Source organism: Streptomyces sp. NRRL F-5126, from assembly GCF_000721265.1.
Taxonomy (GTDB): Bacteria; Actinomycetota; Actinomycetes; order Streptomycetales; family Streptomycetaceae; genus Streptomyces.
Genome location: NZ_JOFZ01000002.1, coordinates 484577 through 509665 on the forward strand (window position 1 = coordinate 484577; position 25089 = coordinate 509665).

General features: G+C 71.3%; 18 protein-coding genes and 1 pseudogene. 9 read left to right on the top strand and 10 right to left on the bottom strand.

What is annotated here, in order from left to right:
- Positions 1-110: 110 nt before the first annotated feature.
- The 7 genes from serA to IH48_RS0106435 all read right to left on the bottom strand — a co-directional run bounded on the left by serA (position 111) and on the right by IH48_RS0106435 (position 11283).
- Positions 111-1703: a phosphoglycerate dehydrogenase gene (gene serA / locus IH48_RS0106405; RefSeq protein WP_030900278.1), complete on the bottom strand. Its 1593-nt coding sequence runs from the start codon at positions 1701-1703 to the stop codon at positions 111-113.
- 312 nt (positions 1704-2015) lie between these two features.
- Entirely contained in the window at positions 2016-3017 is a 1002-nt protein-coding gene (ilvC, locus tag IH48_RS0106410; RefSeq protein ID WP_030900281.1) for a ketol-acid reductoisomerase, read from the bottom strand.
- Between the two features lie 219 nt (positions 3018-3236).
- Positions 3237-3764, bottom strand: coding sequence for an acetolactate synthase small subunit (gene ilvN, locus IH48_RS0106415; RefSeq protein WP_030900284.1), 528 nt, complete (start codon positions 3762-3764; stop codon positions 3237-3239).
- 29 nt (positions 3765-3793) lie between these two features.
- A complete protein-coding gene (locus IH48_RS0106420; protein WP_030900287.1) occupies positions 3794-5659 on the bottom strand; it encodes an acetolactate synthase large subunit in 1866 nt (621 codons plus the stop codon).
- A 209-nt stretch (positions 5660-5868) separates the two neighbouring features.
- Positions 5869-8823: a putative bifunctional diguanylate cyclase/phosphodiesterase gene (locus tag IH48_RS0106425; RefSeq protein WP_051839265.1), complete on the bottom strand. Its 2955-nt coding sequence runs from the start codon at positions 8821-8823 to the stop codon at positions 5869-5871.
- A gap of 248 nt (positions 8824-9071) precedes the next feature.
- Entirely contained in the window at positions 9072-10019 is a 948-nt protein-coding gene (locus tag IH48_RS0106430; protein ID WP_030900292.1) for a 2-hydroxyacid dehydrogenase, read from the bottom strand.
- A 70-nt stretch (positions 10020-10089) separates the two neighbouring features.
- Entirely contained in the window at positions 10090-11283 is a 1194-nt protein-coding gene (locus IH48_RS0106435; protein ID WP_030900293.1) for a PucR family transcriptional regulator, read from the bottom strand.
- Positions 11284-11432: 149 nt separating this feature from the next.
- On the opposite strand from IH48_RS0106435, the gene IH48_RS0106440 reads away from it, so the two are divergent.
- The 6 genes from IH48_RS0106440 to cimA all read left to right on the top strand — a co-directional run bounded on the left by IH48_RS0106440 (position 11433) and on the right by cimA (position 18867).
- On the top strand, positions 11433-12359 hold the full coding sequence (locus tag IH48_RS0106440; RefSeq protein WP_030900294.1) for a proline dehydrogenase family protein: 927 nt from the start codon (positions 11433-11435) through the stop codon (positions 12357-12359).
- Positions 12360-12415: 56 nt separating this feature from the next.
- Positions 12416-14047 (top strand): L-glutamate gamma-semialdehyde dehydrogenase, encoded by a 1632-nt coding sequence (gene pruA / locus IH48_RS0106445; protein ID WP_030900295.1) that lies wholly within the window; start codon positions 12416-12418, stop codon positions 14045-14047.
- Positions 14048-14414: 367 nt separating this feature from the next.
- Positions 14415-14549 carry a hypothetical protein gene (locus IH48_RS37345; RefSeq protein ID WP_267885303.1) on the top strand — a complete coding sequence of 45 codons (135 nt, stop codon included), beginning with the start codon at positions 14415-14417 and terminating at the stop codon, positions 14547-14549.
- Between the two features lie 76 nt (positions 14550-14625).
- Positions 14626-15666: a 3-isopropylmalate dehydrogenase gene (locus tag IH48_RS0106455; RefSeq protein WP_030900297.1), complete on the top strand. Its 1041-nt coding sequence runs from the start codon at positions 14626-14628 to the stop codon at positions 15664-15666.
- A gap of 247 nt (positions 15667-15913) precedes the next feature.
- The gene (locus tag IH48_RS0106460) at positions 15914-16993 is read left to right on the top strand and encodes a branched-chain amino acid aminotransferase (RefSeq protein WP_030900299.1); all 1080 of its coding nucleotides are present in this window, start codon (positions 15914-15916) and stop codon (positions 16991-16993) included.
- A gap of 257 nt (positions 16994-17250) precedes the next feature.
- Positions 17251-18867 carry a citramalate synthase gene (gene cimA / locus IH48_RS0106465; RefSeq protein WP_030900300.1) on the top strand — a complete coding sequence of 539 codons (1617 nt, stop codon included), beginning with the start codon at positions 17251-17253 and terminating at the stop codon, positions 18865-18867.
- Between the two features lie 82 nt (positions 18868-18949).
- Here cimA and IH48_RS0106470 read toward each other — a convergent pair whose 3' ends face one another.
- On the bottom strand, positions 18950-20815 hold the full coding sequence (locus tag IH48_RS0106470) for a lectin (RefSeq protein WP_030900302.1): 1866 nt from the start codon (positions 20813-20815) through the stop codon (positions 18950-18952).
- Positions 20816-21104: 289 nt separating this feature from the next.
- Between IH48_RS0106470 and IH48_RS0106475 the strand changes: the two genes are divergently transcribed.
- A complete protein-coding gene (locus tag IH48_RS0106475; protein ID WP_030900304.1) occupies positions 21105-22079 on the top strand; it encodes a LacI family DNA-binding transcriptional regulator in 975 nt (324 codons plus the stop codon).
- 69 nt (positions 22080-22148) lie between these two features.
- On the opposite strand, the gene IH48_RS0106480 is transcribed toward IH48_RS0106475, so the two are convergent.
- Positions 22149-22772, bottom strand: a complete 624-nt coding sequence (locus IH48_RS0106480; protein WP_030900306.1) for a YceI family protein — start codon at positions 22770-22772, stop codon at positions 22149-22151.
- Between the two features lie 254 nt (positions 22773-23026).
- Between IH48_RS0106480 and IH48_RS0106485 the strand changes: the two genes are divergently transcribed.
- Positions 23027-24610 (top strand): acyl-CoA carboxylase subunit beta, encoded by a 1584-nt coding sequence (locus IH48_RS0106485; RefSeq protein ID WP_030900307.1) that lies wholly within the window; start codon positions 23027-23029, stop codon positions 24608-24610.
- A gap of 32 nt (positions 24611-24642) precedes the next feature.
- On the top strand, positions 24643-24861 hold the full coding sequence (locus tag IH48_RS0106490; protein ID WP_037841068.1) for an acyl-CoA carboxylase subunit epsilon: 219 nt from the start codon (positions 24643-24645) through the stop codon (positions 24859-24861).
- Between the two features lie 122 nt (positions 24862-24983).
- On the opposite strand, the pseudogene IH48_RS0106495 reads toward IH48_RS0106490, so the two are convergent.
- Positions 24984-25089: pseudogene (locus IH48_RS0106495) on the bottom strand (ATP-binding protein); the annotation flags it as partial.

Consider the following 25089-nt stretch of genomic DNA (forward strand, 5'->3'; position numbering starts at 1 on the left):
CCGTCCGCCCGCAGCCTCCGCGCGTACCAGGGACCCGAACGGACTCACCGAAGCGTGCCCGAGAACGGCTGAGGGGCCCGGCGCGATCGCCGGGCCCCTCAGCACCGGGGTCAGTCCGTCAGGTTGACCGAACGCGCCGACGCCGCGCCGATCTCCTCCGAGATCTCCGTCAGCACCGGCTGCGGCACGTTGTCGTCGACCGTGAGCACGACCAGCGCCTCGCCGCCCTCCTCGGCGCGCGACACCTGCATGCCCGCGATGTTGAGCCCGGCCTCGCCGAGGATCCGGCCCACCGTGCCGACGATGCCGGGACGGTCCTCGTAGCGCAGCACCACCATGTGGTCGGCCAGCGCGACATCCACGTCGTACTCGCCGATGGCGACGACCTTCAGCAGGTGCTTCGGGCCCGCCAGCGTGCCGGAGACCGCGACCTCCTCGCCACCCGCCAGCGTGCCGCGCACCGTCACCACGTTGCGGTGGTTCGGCGACTCGCTCGACGTGGTCAGCCGCACCTCGACGCCACGCTCCTGCGCGAACAGCGGCGCGTTCACGTAGCTCACCGTCTCCGCGACGACGTCCTCGAACACACCCTTGAGGGCGGACAGTTCGAGCACCTTCACGTCGTGCTGCGTGATCTCGCCGCACACCTCGACATCGAGCCTCACGGCGACCTCGCCCGCCAGCGCCGTGAAGATCCGGCCGAGCTTCTCCGCGAGCGGCAGCCCCGGGCGCACGTCCTCGGCGATCACGCCGCCCTGGACGTTGACCGCGTCGGGCACGAGCTCACCCGCGAGCGCGAGGCGCACGGACTTCGCGACCGAGACGCCCGCCTTCTCCTGCGCCTCGCCCGTCGAGGCGCCGAGGTGCGGCGTCGCCACGACCTGGTCGAACTGGAACAGGGGGGAGTCCGTGCAGGGCTCCTTCGAGTACACGTCGAGGCCGGCCGCCGCGACCCGGCCCTCCTTGAGGGCCGACGCCAGCGCCTCCTCCTCGACGATGCCGCCCCGCGCCGCGTTCACGATGCGCACCGTCGGCTTGACCTTGTGCAGCGCCTCGTCGCCGATCAGGCCGATCGTCTCCGGGGTCTTCGGCAGGTGCACCGTGATGAAGTCGGAGGCCTCGAGCAGCTCGTCGAGGCTGAGGAGCTTGACACCCATCTGCGCGGCACGCGCGGGCTGCACGTACGGGTCGTACGCCACGACCCGCATCCCGAACGCGGCCATGCGCTGCGCCACCAGCACGCCGATGCGGCCGAGGCCGACGACGCCGAGCGTCTTCTCGCTCAGCTCGACACCCGTGTACTTCGAGCGCTTCCACTCGCCGTTCTTGAGCGCGGCGTCGGCCTGCGGGATGTTGCGCGCGGTGGAGATCAGCAGACCGCACGCCAGCTCGGCGGCGGTCACGATGTTGGACGTCGGCGCGTTGACGACCATGACGCCCGCCTTGGTGGCGGCCGCGACGTCCACGTTGTCGAGTCCGACGCCGGCCCTGGCGACGACCCTCAGCTTGTTCGCCGCGGCCACGGCCTCGGCGTCCACCTTCGTGGCCGAGCGGATCAGGATCGCGTCGACGTCGGCGATCGCGGACAGCAGTTCGGCGCGGTCGGCGCCGTTGCAGTGCCGGATCTCGAAGTCGGGGCCCAGCGCGTCGACGGTGGCGGGCGACAGCTCTTCGGCGATGAGTACGACGGGTTTGGCGGTCACGTGTGTCCTCACAAGTCCCATTGCGGACGGCCGTTCCAGCGGCCGCAGGCGGTGGAGGGGTGCCGGGGGCGTGATGGCGCAGGCATGACCGTCCCGGATCATGGCTGCACGCCCTCGTCCGCGTGGAAGACGCACGACGCTGTGGGCCCGACGCGTGTGTGATGAGTCTAGTGCTGTTGCCCGGTGGCTCTACCCACCCGAGCGGAAGGATCACTCATACGTGCAAGCGGCATGTACGGCTCGGCGCCTGCGTCTTCGGCGCGGGGCCGCGCGCCGCCGTTTTGCGGCGTAGCGCGGCCCCGCGCGCGTGGCTCACGCCTCGGCGTCGTCCACCCAGCTCATGAGCTTGCGCAGCTCGGCGCCCGTGGTCGCCAGCAGGCTGTCCGCGTCGGCCTTCTTGTACTCGTTGTACTTCTTCAGACCGCCGTGGTACTCGTCCATCCACGTCTTGGCGAACGAGCCGTCCTGGATCTCGCCCAGGATCTTCTTCATCTCGGCCTTGGTCTGGTCGTTGATGATGCGCGGTCCGGAGACGTAGTCGCCCCACTCGGCGGTCTCGGAGACCGACCAGCGCATCTTCTCCAGGCCGCCCTCGTACATGAGGTCGACGATCAGCTTCAGCTCGTGCAGGCACTCGAAGTACGCGATCTCCGGCTGGTAGCCCGCCTCGACCAGCGTCTCGAAGCCGGCCTTCACCAGCGCCGACGTGCCACCGCACAGCACGGCCTGCTCACCGAACAGGTCGGTCTCGGTCTCCTCGGTGAACGTCGTCTTGATGACGCCTGCGCGGGTGCCGCCGATGCCCTTCGCGTACGCGAGGGCCAGTTCGAGGCCCTTGCCCGACGGGTCCTGCTCGACCGCCACGATGCACGGGACGCCGCGGCCCTCTTCGTACTGGCGGCGCACCAGGTGGCCGGGGCCCTTGGGCGCGACCATGCACACGTCGACGTTGGCCGGCGGCTTGATGAAGTCGTAGCGGATGTTCAGGCCGTGCCCGAAGAAGATCGCGTCGCCGTCCTTGAGGTTGTCCTTGATGGACTCCTCGTAGACCTTGGCCTGGATCGGGTCGGGGACCAGGATCATGATGACGTCGGCCTCGGCGGACGCCTCGGCGGGCGTCACCACGCGCAGGCCCTGCTCCTCGGCCTTCGCCCGGGACTTGGATCCCTCGTGCAGGCCGACCCGGACGTCCACCCCGGAGTCGCGCAGCGACAGCGCGTGGGCGTGGCCCTGGCTGCCGTAGCCGATGACCGCGACCTTGCGGTTCTGGATGATGGACAGGTCGGCGTCGTCGTCGTAGAACAGCTCGGCCACGGGGTTTTCTCCTTGTTGGCTGTGGTGCGTTGGGTTGCGGGTGGCTGCGGGTGATCGCGCGGGGCCGCCGGTGGTCGCCGGCGATGGGTCTCACCGTACGGCGGGAACGCCGGCGGTGGACGTCGGGTCTCGCCATGCGGGCGGGGAGGAGGGCGGCGCCCCCGCCCGCCGGGTGGGCCGTGCCGCACCCGCCGCCGGGCCTTGTGGGCCGGTGGCGGGTCAGGCGCTGCGGTCGAGAGCGCGCAGGCTGCGGTCCGTGATGGACCGCGCGCCTCGCCCTATGGCGATCGTGCCGGACTGCACGAGCTCCTTGATCCCGTACTGTTCGAGCATCCTCAGCATGGCGGCCAGCTTGTCGCTCGAACCGGTGGCCTCGATGGTGACGGCGTCGGGGGAGACGTCCACGGTCTTGGCGCGGAACAGCTGGACGATCTCGACGATCTGGCTGCGGGTCTCGTTGTCGGCGCGCACCTTGACCAGCACGAGCTCGCGCTGGATCGCGGCGCCGGGCTCGAGTTCGACGATCTTCAGGACGTTGACCAGCTTGTTGAGCTGCTTCGTCACCTGTTCGAGCGGCAGTTCCTCGACGTTCACCACGATCGTGATGCGGGAGATGTCGGGGTGCTCGGTGACACCGACCGCGAGCGAGTCGATGTTGAAGCCCCGGCGGGAGAACAGGGCGGCGATCCTGGCGAGGATGCCGGGTGTGTCCTCGACCAGGACGGAGAGCGTGTGCTTCGTGGACATGGGAGTCTCTCTGGTCTCTCGGTCGGGGCTCAGTTGTCGGAGGCTTCGCCGAAGTCGGGGCGGACGCCGAGTGCGGCCATGATCTCGTCGTTCGACGTGCCGGCGGCGACCATGGGCCACACCATCGCGTCCTCGTGGACGATGAAGTCGACCACGACGGGACGGTCGTTGATGGCGTTGGCCTTGGCGATCACGGCGTCCAGCTCGTCGGGCGACTCGCAGCGGATCCCGACGCACCCCATGGCCTCCGACAGCTTCACGAAGTCGGGGACGCGCGTGCCGCTGCTCGGCCGGCTCGCCGCGTCGTTGCCGTCCCGCAGGGTGGTGTGGGAGTAGCGCTGGTTGTAGAAGAGGCTCTGCCACTGGTGGACCATGCCGAGGACGCCGTTGTTGATGATGGCGACCTTGATCGGGATGTTGTTCAGCGCGCAGGTGGTCAGCTCCTGATTGGTCATCTGGAAGCAGCCGTCGCCGTCGATGGCCCACACGGTGGAGCCGGGCCTTCCGACCTTGGCGCCCATCGCGGCGGGCACCGCGTACCCCATCGTCCCGGCGCCGCCGGAGTTGAGCCACGTCGCGGGCCTGTCGTAGTCGACGAAGTGCGCCGCCCACATCTGGTGCTGCCCCACGCCGGCCGCGTACACGGTGTCCTCGGGCGCGAGCTGCCCGATGCGCTGGATGACCTGCTGCGGGGAGAGCGAACCGTCCTCCGGCTGGTCGTAGCCGAGCGGGTATGTCTGCCGCCAGCGGTCCAGGTCCTTCCACCACGCCTGGTAGCCGCCCGCCGCCGCGTCGCCGAGGGTGCCGCCCGTGTGCTCGGCCTGCACCGCCTGCACCAGGTCCGCGAGCACCTCGCGCGCGTCGCCGACGATCGGCACGTCCGCGGCGCGGTTCTTGCCGATCTCCGCCGGATCGATGTCCGCGTGCACGATCTTCGCGTACGGCGCGAAGCTGTCCAGCTTGCCCGTGACGCGGTCGTCGAACCTGGCCCCGAGCGCCACGATCAGGTCGGCCTTCTGCAGCGCGGTGACGGCCGTGACCGCGCCGTGCATCCCGGGCATGCCCACGTGCAGCGGGTGGCTGTCGGGGAACGCGCCGAGCGCCATCAGCGTGGTCGTGACGGGCGCTTTGGTCAGCTCCGCGAGGACCCGCAGCTCGGCCGTCGCGCCGGACTTCACCACGCCGCCGCCCACGTACAGCACGGGGCGCTTGGCCTGGCCGATCAGCTTCGCGGCCTCGCGGATCTGCTTCGCGTGCGGCTTCGTCACCGGGCGGTAGCCGGGCAGGTCCATGACGGGCGGCCAGGAGAACGTGGTCCGCGCCTGCAGCGCGTCCTTGGCGATGTCGACGAGGACGGGGCCGGGGCGGCCCGTGCCCGCGATGTGGAACGCCTCGGCGATCGTCCTCGGGATGTCCTTCGCGTCCTTGACCAGGAAGTTGTGCTTCGTGACCGGCATCGTGATGCCGACGATGTCCGCCTCCTGGAAGGCGTCCGTGCCGATCGCCTTCGACGCGACCTGGCCGGTGATCGCGACGATCCCCACGGAGTCCATGTGCGCGTCGGCGATCGGGGTGACCAGGTTGGTGGCCCCGGGGCCCGAGGTGGCCATGCACACCCCGACCTTGCCGGTGGCCTGCGCGTAACCGACGGCCGCGTGACCCGCGCCCTGCTCGTGGCGGACGAGTACGTGGCGGACCCTGGTCGAGTCCATCATCGGGTCGTACGCGGGGAGGATCGCGCCGCCGGGGATGCCGAACACGGTGTCGGCCCCCACCTCTTCGAGTGAGCGGATGAGGGACTGCGCACCCGTGAGGTGTTCGACGGTGGCGGAAGGCGCTCCGCCGCTACGGGCCCGCGGCTGCGGATGGTGGGCCCCGGTGGCCTGCTCGGTCATCGGCATTCTCTTCTCAGGGCTGGGGTTCTGCGAGGGTGTCGGGGTGTGCCGGTGCAACAAAAAACCCCCCGTGCCAGAAGGCAAGCGAGGGGAGCGCGTCGGTGAGGTTCCGCGGAGCCGTCATGGGCTCTGCTTCAGCCGACGCGCTGTCCAAGTACGAGGATTCGGGTGCGCATGGCACTGACCCTCCCCCTGCCGCGCCACACCTGTCAAGTGGGTGGGACCGGCGTCTCACCATTCGAGCGGGCCGAGGGGAAAGCCAGCCGTTCGGCGGGCAGCGGGCGGGGCCTCATGCCGGGCAACGACGGGGCGGTGAAGCCGTGCCCCGCCGCGACGGGCGTGCACGGCCCGCACACGGCGGCCGCGAGCGCGGGTCCCTCCACGGCCCGCGGGGAGCCTGGGGCGGCCGGCGCGCCGGCTCCGTCGGGCACCGGATACCCGCCCCGGCTCAGCGCGCGGCGCAGCCGGTACTCGTCCAGCGGTCCCGAGAAGGCGGCCCCCTGGCCGTGGGTGCACCCCAGCGCCCGCAGGGCGGGGATCTGCTCCGTGCGGTCCACGCCGTCGGCGACGGAGTGCATCCCGAGGTCGCGCGCGATCCGCAGCAACCCGGCGGTGATCTTGTGCAGCCTCGGGGACTCCACGATGCCCTCCACCAGACCCCGATCCAGCTTCAGCACGTCGAGGGGCAGCCTGCGTAAGGCATGGATGGCCGTGAACCCGCTGCCGAACGCGTCCAGTGCGATCCGTACGCCGTGCCCGCGCAGGGAGCGCAGGCGCTGCTCGAGCTCGTCGAGGTCCGCGCCGTGGTCCACGTCGGCCAGCTCGATCATCAGCGACCCGGGGGGCAGGCGGTGGCGCGCGAGCAGCGCCTCGACGCTGTCGCCCCGCGGCGGCCGCTCCAGCAGGCGCCGCGCCGGCAGCCGGACCGCGACCGGGGCGCGCACACCCGTGACCCGGGAGCGCTCGGTGGCCCTCTCGACCGCGTCCTCGAGGAGCCGGCGGCCGAACTCCGCCGCCTGGCCGTGGTCGTGGGCGTCGGCGATCCGCAGGAACTCGGCGGGGGTGAACAGCAGGCCGTGCGGTGCCCGCCAGCGCGGCTGCGCCGTGACGACCGCGACCCTGCCGCTGGCGAGGCTCACCACCGGCTGGTGCAGGAGCGTGAACTCGCCCTCGTGCAGCGCCGCGCGCACCCGGCCCGTCAGCTCAGCGCCGCGCACGGCGTCCGTCCGCAGCCGCGGCGTGTACAGCTCGACGCGGTTCTTGCCCGCCGCCTTGGCGCTGTACATCGCGAGGTCGGCGTTGCGCATCAGCCCGGCGGGGTTCGTGCCGCTCTCCGCGAAGGCGACCCCGATCGAGGCGGCGACCCGTACGTCGTGCCCCTCGATGCGGTACGGCTCCGACAGCGTCAGGCGCAGCCTGCCGGCGATCTCCTGGACCAGCTCCTCGCGTGGGACACCGTCGCCGCCGCCGTCGCCCGTGAGGACGAGGGCGGCGAACTCGTCGCCGCCGAGCCGCGCCACGGTGTCGCCCGCGCGGACGGAGGCCTGCAGGCGCCGGGCGGCGCGGATCAGCAGTTCGTCGCCCACCTGGTGGCCGAGGCGGTCGTTGACGCCCTTGAACCCGTCCAGGTCGATGTAGAGGACTGCCGTGCCCGCGTCGCCGGAGCGGCGCCCGGCCAGCGCCTGCCCCACCCGCTGGGTGAACAGCGCCCTGTTGGGCAGGTCGGTGAGCGGGTCGTGCTCGGCGTTGTGCTGCAACTGCGCCTGGAGGCGTACGCGCTCGGTCACGTCCCGGCTGTTGAAGATCAGCCCGTCCTCGTGGCGGTTGACCGTCGACTCCACGTTCAGCCATGCGCCGCTGCCCGACCTGAACCGGTACTCGACGCGCGCGCTCGGCTCCGCCGCGGGCGACGCGGCGAGGAAGCGGCGCACCTCGTGGACGACCCCGCCCAGGTCGGCCGGGTGGATCAGCGAGGCCAGCTCCTCGCCTTCGAGCTCCTCGGCGCCCCTGCCGTAGACGCCGGACGCCGCGGGGCTCACGTACCGCAGGACGCCGGACGGGGCGGCGATCATGATCACGTCGCTCGAACCCTGGACGAGCGACCTGAAGTGGTTCTCCTTCTGGGCCAGTTCCTGGGTGAGCGCCACATGGTCGACGAGCATGATGCCCTGCCGGACGACGAGGGCGAGCACCACCGTGCAGCCGGTGAGGATGACGACCCGGTCCACCTGGTGACCCTCGACCGCCGTGTACAGGATCCCCAGCGTGCACACGGCCGCGGCGAGGTAGGGCGCGAGCGCCGCGAGGGAGCTCGCGATCCCGCGCCGCCTGCGCGCCCGCCCGCGCGGCGCCCGCGGCGCCGGCTCCGGCATGTGCCGCACGCCCCACGGCGCGTACGCCAGCAGCAGGGATCCGGCGAACCAGCCGGCGTCGAGCAGCTGACCCGAGTGGTAGCCGGCACGCAGCAGCGGTGACGTGAACAGGCCGTCGCACAGCACGGTCAGGGCCAGGGCGCTGATGGCGGTGTTCACCGCCGTGCGACTCGCCGTGTGCCGGAAATGCAGCGCGAGCACCATGCTGACCAGCACGATGTCGAGCAGGGGATAGGCGAGGGCGAGCGCCGACTGGGCGACGCTCGGGCCGTCCACATGCGCGGTGTGGGCGAGCGCGAGGCTCCAGGACAGCGTCAGCAGCGATCCGCCGATCAGCCAGGCGTCGAGGCCGAGGCAGATCCAGCCGGCCTTGGTGTCCGGGCGTTTGGCGAGGACGAGGAGGCCGACGATGGCCGGGGGCGCGAAGCAGAGGAAGAACAGGTCCGCGAGCGAAGGGGTGGGCACGGGCTCGTGCAGCACCACCTCGTACCACCCCCATACGCCGTTGCCGCCGGCGGCCATGAACGACGAGAGGGAGAACAGCAGCCAGGCCGGCCGGAACCTTCGCCCCCGGCCGCGCGCGTAGAGGAAGCACGAGACCGAGGCGACGAGAGCCGCGAAGCTCAGGCCGAAGTCGCCCATGATCAGTGCCAGTTCCTGGGATCCCCAGCCCATCGCGGCCCCCGTCGCATAGGCGGCACAGACGAGGGCCAGCAGGAGCTGCCCGGCCAGACCGGCGTTGCCGGCGCCTGACGCGTGGCGTCTGCCGAGGAAGACCCCCGCGGCGCTCACCGGCCCACTCCGGGACGCATCACTGTCGCTACTTCGGTCCACCGGCCGTGCATCGCCCGTCGCCCCCTCGGATACTGGTCGCTCCCCGCGCCGCCCCACACGCGACGCAGCCCCGGACCGGGACGATACACCAGAGTCGTCACTCAGGGACATAGTCCCTCTACTCTCCGTGACGATCTGGGGTGTTGCGGCACCGCGGGTCCTGAACGCTGCGAAGAGTGGTCACGGAAAGGCACTCCGTGACGGGCTCACTTAGTGGTCATTACCACGTTCTGGAGCTTTTCACCCCCGGCGAACCGGGTCAGTTGTGCCGAGAGGAGGCTTTTGGCGCGCGGCTCGAAGGCGGAAGTGGAGCCTCCGACATGGGGGCTGACGAGCACGCCGGGGGCGTGCCAGAGGGGGTGGCCCGCGGGCAGCGGCTCGGGGTCGGTGACGTCGAGCGCCGCGGTGATCCGGCCGCTCTCCACCTCCGCGAGCAGCGCCTTCGTGTCGACGACGGGCCCGCGGGCGACGTTGACGAGCAGGGCGCCGCGCTGCATACGGGAGAGGAAGTCGGCGCCGGCGAGACCCCGGGTCGCGTCCGTCAGCGGGGTGGCGAGGATGACCACGTCGGCGTCCGGCAGCAGTGAGGGCAGATCGGAGAGCGCGTGGACGTGGCCGCGCGCGGTTTCGCGCGCCGAGCGCGCGACGCGCACCACCCGCGCGCACTCGAAGGCGGCGAGCCGGTCCTCGATGGCCGCGCCTATGGCCCCGTAGCCCACGATCAGCACCGACCGGTCGGCGAGCGCCGGGTAGAAGCCCTGCAGCCACTCCTCACGCTCCTGCGCCCTCACGAACTTCGGGATGTTGCGCAGCGAGGCGAGCGTCAGGGCGAGCGCCAGCTCCGCCGTGCTCGCCTCGTGCACCCCGCGCGCGTTGCACAGCAGTACACCGGGGGCGAGCGGGCCGAGCCCGGGCACGACGTGGTCCACGCCGGCGGACAGCGTCTGCACGACCCGCACCGACCGCATCGCGGCCAGAGGCCTGACCGCGACCTCGGAACCCTTCATGTAGGGGACGGCGTAGAAGGCGCAGTCCGCCGGGTCGGCGGGGAAGTCCTGATCCCCGTCCCAGAAGCGGTAGGTGAGGGTGTCGGGCAGCCCCTCGATCTCGTCGGTCCCGTACGGAAGCCATACCTCTGGCGCGTCGATGCTCATGGTCAGGAGGCTATGCCACGCCGCATCCGGCACGCGGGGCCCCAGCGCCCCGGGCCCCGGGCCCCGGCCGTCACAGCCGTGCCGCCTTGAGCGCCATGTGCAGCAGCAGGCGGTCCTCTCCCCGCGCGAGGTCGAGGCCGGTGAGGTGCTCGATGCGGGAGAGCCGGTAGTAGAGCGTCTGGCGGTGGATGCCGAGGGCCGCGGCGGTGCGGCCCGCCTGCCCCGCGTGGTCGAGGTAGCTCTCGGCGGTCGACGCCAGGTCCGCGTGGGCCGGGGCGAGCAGCGGCGCGACCGCCGGGTCGCACCCCGGCGGCAGGCGCGTCAGCAGGCGGTACGCGCCGATGTCCGCCCAGTCGGCGACCGGGCCGAGCGCGGGCCTCGCCCGCGCCGCCCGCGCTGCGCCGGCCGCCTCCTGCCACGCCCCGGGTAGCTCCGCGAGCCCGCGCCGCGGCGAGGCCGCGCCGGCCGTCGCCCCGGGGCCCGCCGACCCGCACAGCCGGCCGGCGGCCGCGGCCACCGCGGACATCCCGTCCGCAGAGCGCAGCCGCACGAGCAGGGCCAGCACGGACGTCGCCCCGCCGGGCCGCGCACGCGGGACACCGGGGGCGGTCGCGGGGGCCGCGGCCGGGAACGGGGCGTCGAGTGGCAGCGTGCACAGCGCGGCCGTCCCCGGCACTGCGCGGGCCGGCGGCTCCTCGCCCGGCCAGGGCGCGACGCACACCACCGTGTGCAGCCCGTCCCCGCTCGGCCCGAGCGCGGTGCGCAGCGCCGCGAGCGCCATGTCGCGCTCCCAGCCGTGCTCCGCGGTGAGCACGGCGCGCAGTTCGCGGGCGAGGTCCGCGTCCGCCTTCACGTCCTCCGCGAGCAGGTCGCCGATCCTCTGCGTCACGTCCATGGCGGCCGCGAGCCGGGACGCTCCCGGGCCCGTCGCCGAGTCGTCGAGCAGCCACACGTAGCCGAGCACCATCCCCCGATGGCGTACCGGCAGGCAGATCCTGCCGCGGAAGACGCCCGCGTCCGGCGAGGCGGGGATGCGCACGGGGCCCGTCGCGCGCGTGATGCCGAACCCCTCGAACCAGGCGCGCACGCCGGGCGACGACTTGCGGGTGAGGATCGAGCGCGTCCTGACGGGGTCCATGACCAGGTCGTCGTCGCTGTCGTGGGCCCCGAAGGCGATCAGCCGGAAGTCGCGGTTCTCCAGCGTCGCGGGCACGCCCACCAGCGCGGAGATCTCGTCGACCAGCTCCTGGTAATCGCCCTTCACCCGGCCATTCTCGCACCGCTTCAGACATATGTCTGAGATCGTGCGCGGTGATGCGTGACAGCTGTCGATGGCAGCGGACCGCCGTCCTCCCTAACGTGCGAAGTGGCCGCCGAGTCCCACGGCCCGCTCGATCTCTCATGGAGGTGCCCGTGCTGGGTCCCGTGATCCTCGCCGCGTCGCGCAGCGACGCCCTGCGCCGCACGATCTCTGCCGCGCCGCTGACCAAGCCGGTCGTCCGGCGCTTCATCGCCGGGGAGTCGGTCGAGGCGACGGCGCCCGCCATCGAGACCATGGCCTCCCAGGGCCTCGAAGTCACCCTCGACGTATTGGGCGAGGACGTCACCGATCCGGCCGAGGCCACCCGCTCGCGCGACGCGTACCTCAGGCTCATCGAGGTACTCGGGCCCCTGCAGCTCGGTGAGCGCGCCGAGATGTCGGTGAAGCTGTCCTGCATGGGCCAGGCGCTCGACGGCGGCCACGACATCGCGCTGAAGAACGTCACCGCGATCGTCGAGGCCGCGAACGCCATCGGCACCACCGTCACCCTCGACGCCGAGGACCACACCACCGTCGACTCGACGCTCGCCATCCACTCCGCGCTGCGCGAGCGTTTCCCCCGAACCGGCGCCGTCGTCCAGTCGTACCTGTTCCGCACGGAGGAGGACTGCCGCAGGCTCGCCGCCGAGGGCAGCCGCGTCCGGCTGGTGAAGGGCGCCTACAAGGAGCCCGCCTCCGTCGCGTACCAGGACAAGGCCGAGGTCGACAAGGCGTACGTGCGCTGCCTGCGCGTCCTCATGGAGGGCGACGGCTACCCGATGGTCGGCTCCCACGACCCGCGGCTCATCGCCATCGGCCAGGAGCTGGCACAGCGCGCGGGCCGCAAGCTCGCCGACTACGAGTTCCAGATGCTGTACGGCATCCGCACCGCCGAGCAGCACCGGCTGGCGGCCGAGGGCCACCGCATGCGCGTCTACGTCGCCTACGGCACCGACTGGTACGGCTACTTCATGCGGCGCCTCGCCGAGCGCCCGGCCAACCTCGCCTTCTTCCTGCGCTCGCTGGCCGGCCGCGGCTGACCGGCGTGCCCCGCCCGACCACGGACACCCCACGACCGAAAAGGAGTGACGGCACCATGGACGCCGTGACCAAGGTTCCCGCCCCGGTCAACGAGCCGGTGCACGGTTACGCGCCCGGCTCGCCCGAGCGCGCCCGGCTCGAGGCCGAGCTCAAGACCCTCGCCGACCACCCCCGCGACCTGCCGATGACCATCGGCGGCGAGAAGCGGATGGGCGGCGGCGACCGCGTCGACGTCGTACAGCCGCACCGGCACAAGGCCGTGCTCGGCACGTTCGCCGGCGCCACCCGCGAGGACGCGCAGGACGCCGTCGACGCCGCCCTCGCCGCGGCGCCCGGCTGGCGCGCCATGTCGTTCGACGACCGCGCCGCGATCATCCTGCGCGCCGCCGAGCTGCTGTCCGGGCCGTGGCGCGAGAGGATCGCCGCCGCGACCATGCTCGGCCAGGGCAAGACCGCCCAGCAGGCCGAGATCGACGCGCCCTGCGAGCTCATCGACTTCTGGCGCTTCAACGTCAGCTACGCCCGCGACCTGCTCGCCGAGCAGCCGCCCGCCAACTCCAAGGGCGTGTGGAACAGGCTCGACCACCGGCCGCTCGAAGGGTTCGTCTACGCGATCACCCCGTTCAACTTCTCCGCGATCGCGGCCAACCTGCCGACCGCGCCCGCGCTGATGGGCAACGTCGTCGTGTGGAAGCCGTCGCCGACGCAGACGCTCGCCGCCGTGCTGCTCATGGAGCTGCTGGAGGAGGCCGGCCTGCCGAAGGGCGTCATCAACCTGGTGACGGGCGACGGCATCGCCGTCTCCGACGTCGCGCTGCACCACCGCGACCTGGCCGGAATCCACTTCACCGGCTCGACGAGGACCTTCCGCCACCTGTGGAGGACCGTCGGCGAGAACATCGAGAAGTACCGCACCTACCCGCGCATCGTCGGCGAGACCGGCGGCAAGGACTTCGTCGTCGCCCACCCGAGCGCTGACCGTGCCGTGCTGAAGACGGCGCTGACCCGCGGCGCCTTCGAGTACCAGGGCCAGAAGTGCTCGGCCACCTCGCGCGCCTACGTGCCCGCGTCGATCTGGAACGACGGGTTCAAGGAGGAGTTCGCGGCCGAGGTCGACTCCATCGCCATGGGCGACGTCACCGACTTCACGAACTTCATCGGTGCCGTGATCGACGACCGCGCCTTCGCGAAGAACAAGGCGGCCATCGACCGCGCGGCCGCCGACCCGGCCTGCACGATCGTCGCGGGCGGCACCTACGACGACTCGGTGGGCTACTTCGTCCGGCCGACGGTCATCGAGTGCACCGACCCGGCCAACGAGGTCTTCACGGCCGAGTACTTCGGCCCGATCCTCGCCGTGCACGTCTACGACGACGCCGGCTACGACGCCATGCTCGACCAGATGGAGTCCGTCGCCGAGTACGCGCTCACCGGCTCCTTCATCTCGAAGGACCGCGCGGCGACCGCCGCCGCCATGGAGAAGTTGCGGTACGCGGCGGGCAACTTCTACATCAACGACAAGTCGACCGGAGCTGTCGTCGGCCAGCAGCCGTTCGGCGGCGCGCGTGCCTCCGGTACGAACGACAAGGCGGGCGCCCCGCAGAACCTGATGCGCTGGACGCAGACCCGCGCCATCAAGGAGTCGCTGGTCCCGCCGACCGAGTACGGCTACCCGCACATGGGCTGAGGCCGCCTGGGCCGGCGCACGCGACCGGCCGCGAACGACCCGATGACCCGCACCGCCCCGCGCCGCTCCCCTCGGCGCGGGGCGGTCGCGCGCGTGCGGTCGGCCGACCGCACGGGGAATTCACCCGCCGGGGTGCTCTCCGTCTCAGATAGTAGGAAGTCCGAGTAATGATGCAGACACGGCGGGCGGGCTCCCTTAGCGTGGAAGACGCCTAACTGCCGCTCCATCGAGCGATCGGCGGCCCCGGTCGGCCTGTCGGCAGGTGACCCCTGCGGGCCGCGCCCCCGCCCTCTTACGGCACCCTCTCGGATGCGCCGCCCCGCGGCCCGCCGCGCGCGGCTCAAGCTGGCAGAAGGAGTCGATCCCCATGGCAGAGACGATCGTCCGTCGCAACCGTGTCCGTCACACTCCCCGCGCGGGGGAGGCCGACCGCAAGAACGCGGCGGCAGCCCTCCAGCGCGCCCTCGACCGCAGGGACAATGGCGGCTCCACCGGGCACTGACCTGGCGCAAAAGCCCCGGCCGTCCACGGAATGGACGGCCGATGTCAGTCCATGGGACGCGAGGTAGGGTGCGGACATGTCTCGCAGCATCGATCTCGCAGTGATCCCCGGTGACGGCATCGGCAGGGAAGTCGTGGCCCAGGGCCTCAAGGTCCTCGAAGCCGTTCTCCCGCAGGACGTGAAGCTGGAGACGAAGGAGTACGACCTCGGCGCGCGCCGCTGGCACCGCACGGGGGAGACCCTTCCCGACGAGGAGCTCGAAGCGCTCAAGAGCCACGACGCCATCCTGCTCGGCGCGATCGGCGACCCGTCCGTGCCGTCTGGCGTGCTGGAGCGCGGGCTGCTGCTCAAGCTCCGCTTCGCGTTCGACCACTACGTGAACCTGCGCCCCTCGCGCCTCTTCCCGAACACCACCACCCCCCTCGCCGGCACCCCCGCGATCGACTTCGTCGTCGTCCGCGAGGGCACCGAGGGCCCGTACACGGGCAACGGCGGCTCGCTGCGCACCGGCACACCCGCCGAGGTCGCCACCGAGGTCAGCCTCAACACGGCCTACGGCGTGGAGCGCGTCGTCCGCGACGCCTACGAGCGCGCGCAGGCCCGTCCGCGCAAGAAGCTGACGCTGGTCCACAAGAACAACGTCCTCGTCTACGCCGGGCACATGTGGAAGAAGATCTTCGACCGCGTGGGCCAGGAGTACCCCGACGTCAGCACGGACTACCTGCACGTCGACGCCGCGACGATCTTCCTCGTCACGCAGCCCGAGCGTTTCGACGTCATCGTCACCGACAACCTCTTCGGCGACATCCTGACCGACCTCGCCGCCGCCATCAGCGGCGGAATCGGCCTCGCCGCGTCCGCGAACATCAACCCGGACCGCGCCTTCCCGTCCATGTTCGAGCCGGTCCACGGCTCCGCGCCGGACATCGCGGGCCAGGGCAAGGCCGACCCCACGGCGACCGTGCTCTCGGTCGCCCTGCTCCTGCGCCACCTCGGCCTCGACGCGGAAGCCGCGAGGATCGAGGAGGCCGTCTCCGCCGACCTGGCCGAGCGCGGTGACGCGGCGCGCATGACCGCCGAGATCGGCGCCGCGCTCGCGGTACGCGTAGCGAGCTGACCCGACGGACACTCCTCACAACGCAGCCGCCGGGTCACGCAGCCCGGCGGCTGCCGCATGTCGCCACCGGGCCCACCACAAGCCAGTGGCCGTACTCACGCACCCCGGGCCCTCGACCAGCCATCCGCACGCGGGATAATTGACCTGCGATCGCGGACCACGGGACGGGGATACTCGGACGTCCTAGTAGACGCAGTCAGGGGCGTGACGCGGCCCGCCACACACAACCGGTGAAGGACGAACATTCATGACCACGCCCACGATCGAGCTCAAGCCCTCGTCGAACCTGGTTCCCGCGGCGGACCGCGAGCGCATCCTGGCCAACCCGGGCTTCGGGCGGTACTTCACCGACCACATGGTGACGATCCGCTGGACGGAGGGCAGGGGCTGGCACGACGCCCAGCTCGTGCCGTACGCGCCGCTGTCCCTCGACCCGGCCAACATGACGCTGCACTACGCGCAGACCATCTTCGAGGGCCTCAAGGCCTACCGGAGCGCCGACGGCTCCGTCGCCACGTTCAGGCCCGAGGCCAACGCCCGCCGCTTCCAGCGCTCCGCCCGCCGCATGGCCATGCCCGAGCTGCCCGAGGAACTGTTCATCGGGGCCTGCGACGCGCTCGTCAAGCAGGACATCGACTGGGTGCCGGGGGCCGGTGAGGAGAGCCTCTACCTGCGGCCGTTCATGTTCGCCACCGAGGTCGGCGTGGGCGTGCACCCCGCCAACGAGTTCCTCTTCATGGTCATCGCCTCGCCGGCCGGCGCCTACTTCAAGGGCGGCGTGAAGCCCGTCTCGGTGTGGATCTCCGAGGAGTACGTCCGTGCGGCCCCCGGCGGCACCGGCGAGGCCAAGGCCGGCGGCAACTACGCGTCCTCCCTGCTCGCGCAGGCCGAGGCCACGGAGCGCGGCTGCGACCAGGTCGTCTGGCTCGACGGCATCGAGCGCAAGTGGGTCGAGGAGATGGGCACCAACAACCTGTTCTTCGTCTACGGCGACAGGATGGTCACGCCGGCCTTCTCCGGGTCGCTGCTCGCCGGGATCGTCCGCGACTCCCTCCTGACGATCGCCGCCGACCTCGGCTACGAGGTGGCCGAGGAGCGCATCAGTGTCGAGGACTGGCGCCGCGCGGCCGCCGACGGGACGCTGACCGAGGTCTTCGGCTGCGGCACGGCCGCCGTGATCACGCCCGTCGGCCAGGTCCGCTCCAAGGGAGGCGACTGGACCGTCCCGGCACCCGGCGACGTGACGATGCGGCTGCGCAAGGCGCTGCTCGACATCCAGACGGGCGCCGCCAAGGACGTCCACGGCTGGCTGCACCCCGTCGCCTGACCCCCGCCATGCGGGCGAGGGAGCCGAAGGACCGCGGCTCCCTCGCCCGCATCGTGAGACACCGTTTCCCCCTGCGGGAAGCCGTGCCAGAATCCTTCCGTGCCCTCGTTCGCCACGATTATCGGCAGCAGGCGCGCCGGTCCACGGTGACCGTCCCGTACCCCTGACGTACGCGGCGCCCCCCGTGCCACGACCCGCGCGCAGACCTCTCGCATCCGCGAGGGGTCTTTTTGTTTCCACCCGACAGGAGCGAGAACGTGACCACGAACCCGACCTCGACCGAGCCCGACGACGCCTTCCATGTCTTCGACACGACGCTGCGCGACGGCGCGCAGCGCGAGGGCATCAATCTGACGGTGGCCGACAAGCTGTCGATCGCCCGGTACCTGGACGAGTTCGGCGTGGGCTTCATCGAGGGCGGCTGGCCGGGCGCGAACCCGCGAGACACCGAGTTCTTCGCCCGGGCGAGCCGAGAGATCGACTTCCGCCACGCACAGCTCGTCGCGTTCGGCTCGACGCGGCGGGCGGGCGCGAAGGCCGCGCAGGACCCGCAGGTCAAGGGGTTGGTGGAGTCGGGTGCGCCGGTGGTGACCGTGGTGGCGAAGTCGCACGACCGCCACGTCGAGCTGGCGCTGCGCACGACGCTCGACGAGAACCTGGAGATGATCAGGGACACGGTGTCCTACCTGCGCGAGCAGGGCCGCCGGGTGTTCGTGGACTGCGAGCACTTCTTCGACGGCTACCGCGCGAACCCGAAGTACGCGCTGACGGTGGTGCGCACGGCCGCGGACGCCGGCGCGGACGTCGTCGTGCTGTGCGACACCAACGGCGGGATGCTGCCGGCCCAGGTCCTCGACGTGGTCTCCGCGGTGAAGCGGGAGACGGGGGCGCGGCTCGGCATGCACGCGCAGGACGACTCCGGCTGCGCCGTCGCCAACACGCTCGCGGCGGTCGACGGGGGCGCCACGCACGTGCAGTGCACGGCCAACGGGTACGGCGAGCGCGTCGGGAACTGCAACCTCTTCCCCGTGGTCGCGGCCCTCGAGCTCAAGTACGACCGGCGCGTCCTGCCGGCCGGGGCCCTGGCGGAGATGACCCGCATCTCGCACGCCGTCGCCGAGGTCGTCAACCTCGCGCCGTCCACGCACCAGCCCTACGTCGGGGTGTCCGCCTTCGCGCACAAGGGCGGCCTGCACGCCTCGGCGATCAAGGTCGACCCCGACCTGTACCAGCACATCGACCCCGCTGTCGTCGGCAACACCATGCGGATGCTCGTCTCCGACATGGCGGGCCGCGCTTCCGTCGAGCTCAAGGGCAAGGAGCTCGGCTTCGACCTGAGCGCGGACCGCGACCTGGTGGGCCGTGTCGTCGCCCGGGTCAAGGAGCGCGAGCTGCAGGGCTACAGCTACGAAGCGGCCGACGCCTCGTTCGAGCTGATGCTGCGCGCCGAGGTCGAGGGCAGCGCGCCGAGCTACTTCCGCACGGAGTCCTGGCGGGCCATCGTCGAGGACCGACCCGACGGCAGCCACGCCAACGAGGCGACCGTGAAGCTGTGCGCGAAGGGGGAGCGGATCGTCGCGACCGGCGAGGGCAACGGCCCGGTCAACGCGCTCGACCTGGCGCTGCGCGCGGGTCTTGAGCGGATCTACCCGCAGCTGACCTCGTTGCGGCTGACGGACTACAAGGTCCGCATCCTGGAGGGCAGGCACGGCACCGAGTCCACCACCCGCGTGCTGATCACCACGTCGGACGGGGGCGCCGAGTGGTCGACGGTCGGCGTCGGCGAGAACGTGATCGCCGCGTCCTGGTACGCGCTGGCGGACGCGTACACGTACGGGCTGCTGCGGGCGGGGGTCGAACCGGCGGACGGTTGAGGGCCCCGGCGCGGCCAGGTCCCGGCCACGAGGAGCCGGGGCCGGACCGCGCCCGCCGGGACCGTGATCGCGGATCAGGCCGTCACTCGAGCGTCCACTTCTGGTTGGACGCTCCCGTGCACGACCACAGCTGGGTCGGCGTGCCGTCGGCCGAGGATCTGTCCTTGACGTCGAGGCACTTGTTCGCCGCCGTGTTGACGATGTCGCCCGCGGCCTCGACCCGCCACTGCTGCGCGCCCGTGCCGTTGCAGTCGTAGAGCTGCACCTTGGCCCCGTCGGCCGTCGAGCCGCCGCTCACGTCGAGGCACTTGCCGAGCGCCTTGACGGTGCCGTCGGAGCCGACGGTCCACCGCTGCGCGTCCGTGCCGTTGCAGCCGTAGAGGTCGACGGCGGTGCCGTTGGCGGTGTTCGCGCCGGTCACGTCCAGGCACTTGCCGTCAAGGCCGTGGAAGGAGCCCGCCCTCGCCGTGGGCCCACCCGCCTGGGTGCCCGACCAGGTGAACGTCGCCGACGTGTTCGCGGGCACGGAGTAACCGAAGCTCTCGCCGCCCCAGTTGACGCGGATCTGCTGCGCCGAGCCCGAGCCGTTGTACGCGACGAGTGCCTTGGAGCCGTCGGGGTTCTGGAACGCCACGTTGGGCAGGGTGCTCGACGCGGTCGAGGCGATGCGCGTGGCGCCCGGCCTCACGAACTTCGTGACCTGGCCCATCGTGTAGTACTCGACGGTGTAGTCGACCTTCCCGCTGCCGTCGTCGTGCACGGTCACGAGGCCGGTGCAGTTGGAGCAGCCGCCGTTGTGCGGGCCGTGGTCCTGGTCCACGGCGAGCGACCACTTCACCCAGGACTGCCCCCAGTTGCGGAAGTAGTCGACGAGGTTGTTCATGTCCTCGTTCTGCTGGTTGCCGATCCACTCGCCGCCCGAGTGCTCGGTGTCGAACGCGGGCACGTCCGGGTACTGGTCGTGCACCGTCGTCTGCACGTCGAGGTGGCCGGTGTAGCCGTGGTACGCGATGCCGCCGAAGTTCGGGTGGTTGCGGATCGCCGGGTCGTCGACGCTCGGGGCGGCGTACGACTGGTACGAGTCCGGGTTCCAGTCGAGCGCCAGGACCTTCGTCTTGAGCCCGGCGTTCTGCAGCGCCGGCAGCAGGTCGTTCTTGGCGAAGTACGCGAGGCCGGAGCCGTTCCAGTTCATGCCCGGATAGTCGCCGCCGACCGTCGGTTCGTTCTGCTCCGAGACGTAGTCGATGGGGATGCCGGCCGCCTGGTAGCCCTGGATGTACTTGACGAAGTACTGGGCGTACGCGGCGTAGTACTGCGACTGGAGCCAGCCCTGGATGTAGCTGTCGTTGTCCTTCATCCACGGTGGCGCGGTCCACGGCGAGGCCATCACCGTCAGGGCGGGGTCGAGCTGCTTGGCCTGCTTCGTCAGGGGGATCACGTCGGCCTGGTCGTGCGCGAGCGAGAAGCGCGACAGGGTGGGGTCGGCCGCGCCGTCGTCGTAGGTGTAGCTGTTGCGTGCCAGGTCGGAAGCGCCCATGGGATTGCGCAGGAAGCTGATGCCGATGCCGCTCGTGGGGGAGAACAGCTTGTTCATCACGTCCGTGCGGGTGGCCTGTGACAGCGCGCCACTGCTGTTCAGCAGCCAGGCGGCGGTGTCGGTGAACGAGGCGCCCGCGCCGGTGAATTTCTGGTACTTGGTGTTCTCGTCGACCGTGATGCCGGTGCCGCTGCCTCCCGTGCCCGACTGGAAGGTGACGGGGGCCTGCTGCTGCAGCCCGCGGGTGACATGGCGCCCGCCGGAGTCGTCCGTCGTGGTGAGAGTGATGTTGACCTGCTCGCCGGCGGCCTGGGCCGAACCGGCCGCTATGCCGGTGAGGCCCGCGGTGGCCAGCGCGCCGGCGAGCACGAGTCTCGCCAGCCTGCGGCCGGCGCCAGAGGATCTCTGCATGGTGGGGCTGCCCTTCTCGACACTGAGGTGGGGGAGCGATTCGGGGTGCGGCGTGAGTGAACTGCCCCCGCGCCACGGCGTCAAGGGGTCGCGCGTTCAGGAACTGAATGCATATCGGGGCTGACCTGCGCCCGTACTGCTGTGTAACAAAGGTGCGGACCAAAGTGAGCGTGAAGTATTGACGGCACGTCCGGTCGGCGGTTGACTCACGAAGCGGCGCCGGTACCGGTTCCGGAACCGGTTGCGTTACCGGCCGTGTTCCTCGGCGACGCGCGAAACGGGAGGTCGGATGCGTGTGACGATCGCGGACGTCGCGCGCGAGGCCGGCGTGAGCAAGACGACCGTTTCACGGGTCATCAATACCGGAAGTGAAGTCGGTGGTGATACGGCCGCCCGGGTCCGCGCGGTCATCGACGCGCTCGGCTACGTGCCGAGCTCGGGCGCCGTGGGCCTCGCACGTGGCGCCAGCCGCACGGTCGGGATGCTGGTGCCCTCCCTGACCTGGGAGTGGATCGCCGAGGTGCTGCAGGGTGTCGTGGACACCGTCGAGGCGGCCGGCTACGGCCTGCTCCTCTACACCTGCAACCGTGGCGCGGAGTCGGTGGAGCGGTTCACCGCCCAGGTCTCGGCCCGCGCCTTCGACGGGCTGCTCGTCGTCGAGCCCGAGAACACCCTCGCGACCATCGCGGCGATGCACCGGGGCGGGCTGCCGGTCGTCCTGATCGACGACCGCGGCAGGCACCCCGCGTTCCCCTCGGTGGTGACCACCAACAGGGAAGGCGCCGCCTCGGCCGCGCGCCACCTGCTGGCGCGCGGCCGCACCCGGCCCCTCGTCATCACGGGGCCCGAGCGCTTCCCCTGTGTAAGGGACAGGCTGCGCGGCTTCGCGGAGGTCCTGCCCGACCACCGCCTCGCCGTCGGCGACTTCTCCGAGCGCTCGGGGCGCGCCGCGGTGGAGCGCCACCTCGCCGTCGGCGCGGACTTCGACTCCGTGTTCGCGCACAACGACCTCAGCGCCGCGGGCGCGCTGCGGGCCCTGCGCGAGGCCGGGCGAAGCGTGCCCGACGACGTTGCCGTGATCGGCTTCGACGACCTGCCCATGGCGCGCCACACGGAGCCGCCGCTGACGACGGTCAGGCAGCCGGCGGGGCTGATCGGGCAGACCGCCGCGCGCATGCTGCTCGCCCATCTCGGCGGGCGGCCCGCGCCGAACGAGCCTGCCGTCCTGCAAACCGATCTCGTGGTGCGCCGCTCCGCCCCATGACACGCGTCCGCCCGCCGTGAGCGGGTGCTCGGCGGCGGGCGGTTCCGGTCCGTCCGTGCGGCCGGCGGATCAGGCGGCCTCGGTCTGCAGGATCGCCGAGATGTCGAAGACGAGCTTGATCTTGTCGCCCACGAGCACGCCACCGGTCTCCAGCGCCGCGTTGTAGGTCAGGCCCCAGTCGGAGCGGAGCAGCTCGGCCGTGCCCTCGAAGCCGATGCGCTGGTTGCCGAACGGGTCGGTGGCGGAGCCGTTGAACTCCAGGTCGATGGTGAGCGGCTTGGTGACGCCCTTGATGGTGAGGTCACCCGTGAGGCGGTATCCGTCGCCGCCGGTCTCCTCGGCGCGCGTCGATTCGAACGTCATCCTGGGGAACGACTCGACGTCGAAGAAGTCCGCGCTGCGCAGGTGGCCGTCGCGGTCGGCGGCCGAGGTGTCGACGGAGGCCATCGCGACCTCGACGTGCGCGGTCGAGTTCGCCGGGTCGGCCCCGTCGATGACGAGGCTGCCCTCGAAGTCGCCGAAGTGCCCGCGCACGTTGGTGACCATGGCGTGGCGGACGCTGAAGCCGATCTCGGAGTGCGCGCCGTCGACGACGTACGTGCCGCTGAGGGCGGCGAGGGCGGGGTCGATCTCTTGCCGGGCGCCCTGCTCGGCGGCGTCGGGGGTGCCGGACTTGCGGCCGAAGATTGCCATGACTGCTCCTTGGCTTGTTCAACGTTCAAGCACTATGGCGGTCACTCTAGCTCGGGATGGTTCGGATTTCAACCATGTCGGCCGAACGAGTGAATTCGTGAAGCGACTATAAGGTTCCTACAACCACGAGCCGCCCGCCACTGTTCGGTCACGACGTAGGTGGTGCAGTTCTGTCCGGCTCCACCAGGAAACGGCGGAGGAGACTGTGGGAGTCCACTGCGTGCGCGACGCGGCGCTGTTCGTAGGGTTGGTACATGACCGTAGTGGAGGAGATCCCTGGCGAACCCGCTGACGCCCGGGGGCGCGTCGCGGAACTGCACGCTCTGCGGGAGCGGGCCCGCCGCGGCCCGAGCGACCGCGCGACAGAGGCGCAGCACGCCAAGGGCAAGCTGACCGCTCACGAGCGCATCGCCCTGCTGCTCGACGAGGGCTCGTTCCGTGAGGTCGAGCAGTTGCGCAGGCACCGCGCGACGGGGTTCGGCCTGGAGGAGAAGAAGCCGTACACGGACGGTGTCGTCACCGGCTGGGGCACGGTCGAGGGCCGCACGGTCTTCGTCTACGCGCACGACTTCCGCATCTTCGGCGGCGCGCTCGGCGAGGCCCACGCCACCAAGATCCACAAGATCATGGACATGGCCATCACCGCGGGGGCCCCGCTGGTGTCCCTCAACGACGGCGCAGGGGCCCGCATCCAGGAGGGCGTCTCCGCGCTCGCCGGATACGGCGGTATCTTCCAGCGCAACACCCGCGCCTCGGGCGTCATCCCGCAGATCAGCGTGATGCTCGGCCCGTGCGCCGGCGGCGCCGCCTACAGCCCGGCCCTCACGGACTTCGTCTTCATGGTCCGCGACACCTCGCAGATGTTCATCACCGGCCCCGACGTGGTGAAGGCCGTCACCGGCGAGTCCATCACCCAGAACGGCCTCGGCGGCGCCGACGTCCACGCGGAGACCTCGGGCGTGTGCCACTTCGCGTACGACGACGAGGAGACCTGCATCGCGGAGGTGCGCTACCTCCTGTCGCTGCTGCCGCAGAACAACCGGGAGAACCCGCCCGCCGCCGAGTCCGGCGACCCGGCCGGCCGGCGCTCCGACGCGCTGCTCGACCTGGTGCCCGTCGACGGCAACCGCCCCTACGACATGCGCAAGGTCATCGAGGAGATCGTCGACGACGGCGAGTCGCTCGAGGTCCACGAGCGCTGGGCGACCAACATCCTCTGCGTGCTGGCCAGGATGGACGGGCAGGTCGTCGGCATCATCGCCAACCAGCCGCAGTCCCTCGCCGGCGTGCTGGACATCGAGGCATCCGAGAAGGCCGCTCGGTTCGTCCAGATGTGTGACGCCTTCAACATCCCGATCATCACCCTCCTCGACGTGCCGGGCTTCCTGCCGGGCGTCGACCAGGAGCACGGCGGCATCATCCGGCACGGCGCCAAGCTGCTGTACGCGTACTGCAACGCGACCGTGCCGCGCATCTCGGTGATCCTGCGCAAGGCCTACGGCGGCGCGTACATCGTCATGGACTCGCAGTCCATCGGCGCCGACCTGACGTACGCCTGGCCCACCAACGAGATCGCCGTCATGGGCGCCGAGGGTGCGGCCAACGTCATCTTCCGCCGCCAGATCACCGGCGCCGAGGACCCCGAGGCCATGCGCGCCCGCATGGTCAAGGAGTACAAGGCCGAGCTGATGCACCCCTACTACGCGGCCGAGCGCGGCCTCGTCGACGACGTCATCGACCCCGCGGAGACCCGCGAGGTACTGGTGAACGGCCTCGCCATGCTGCGCACGAAGCACGCGGACCTGCCGTCGCGCAAGCACGGCAACCCCCCGCAGTGACGCCCGCGACCGACCCACGGAGACACGCACCGATGACCACACCCGTGACCGACACCGCCCACGCATCCCTGCTCCGCGTCGAGCGGGGCGAGGCCGCCCCCGAGGAACTGGCCGCCATCACCGCGGTACTGCTCGCACGCGCCGGCGCCACCGGCACGGCCGCGCCCGCGCGCGGCGGCCGCTCGGTGGCCGGCTGGCGGCGCCTGGAGCGCACCCCCGGTTTCCGCGCACCGCACAGCTGGCAGGGCTGACCCGCCCGCCTCGCGCGCGCCCGCCTCGCGCCGTCACGGCGCCCTGGCCCACGCGAAGGGCCCCGTACTCCTCGGAGTGCGGGGCCCTTTCGCGGTACTGCCTCACCGGCCTGCGGACGGTGTCAGCGCAGTCGTGCCATGAGGGCGTGTTCGACGAGGGTGATGAGTCCGCTCTTGGCGTCGGCGCGGTGGCGGGCGTCGGTGGTGATGATGGGGGTGTCGGGGCCG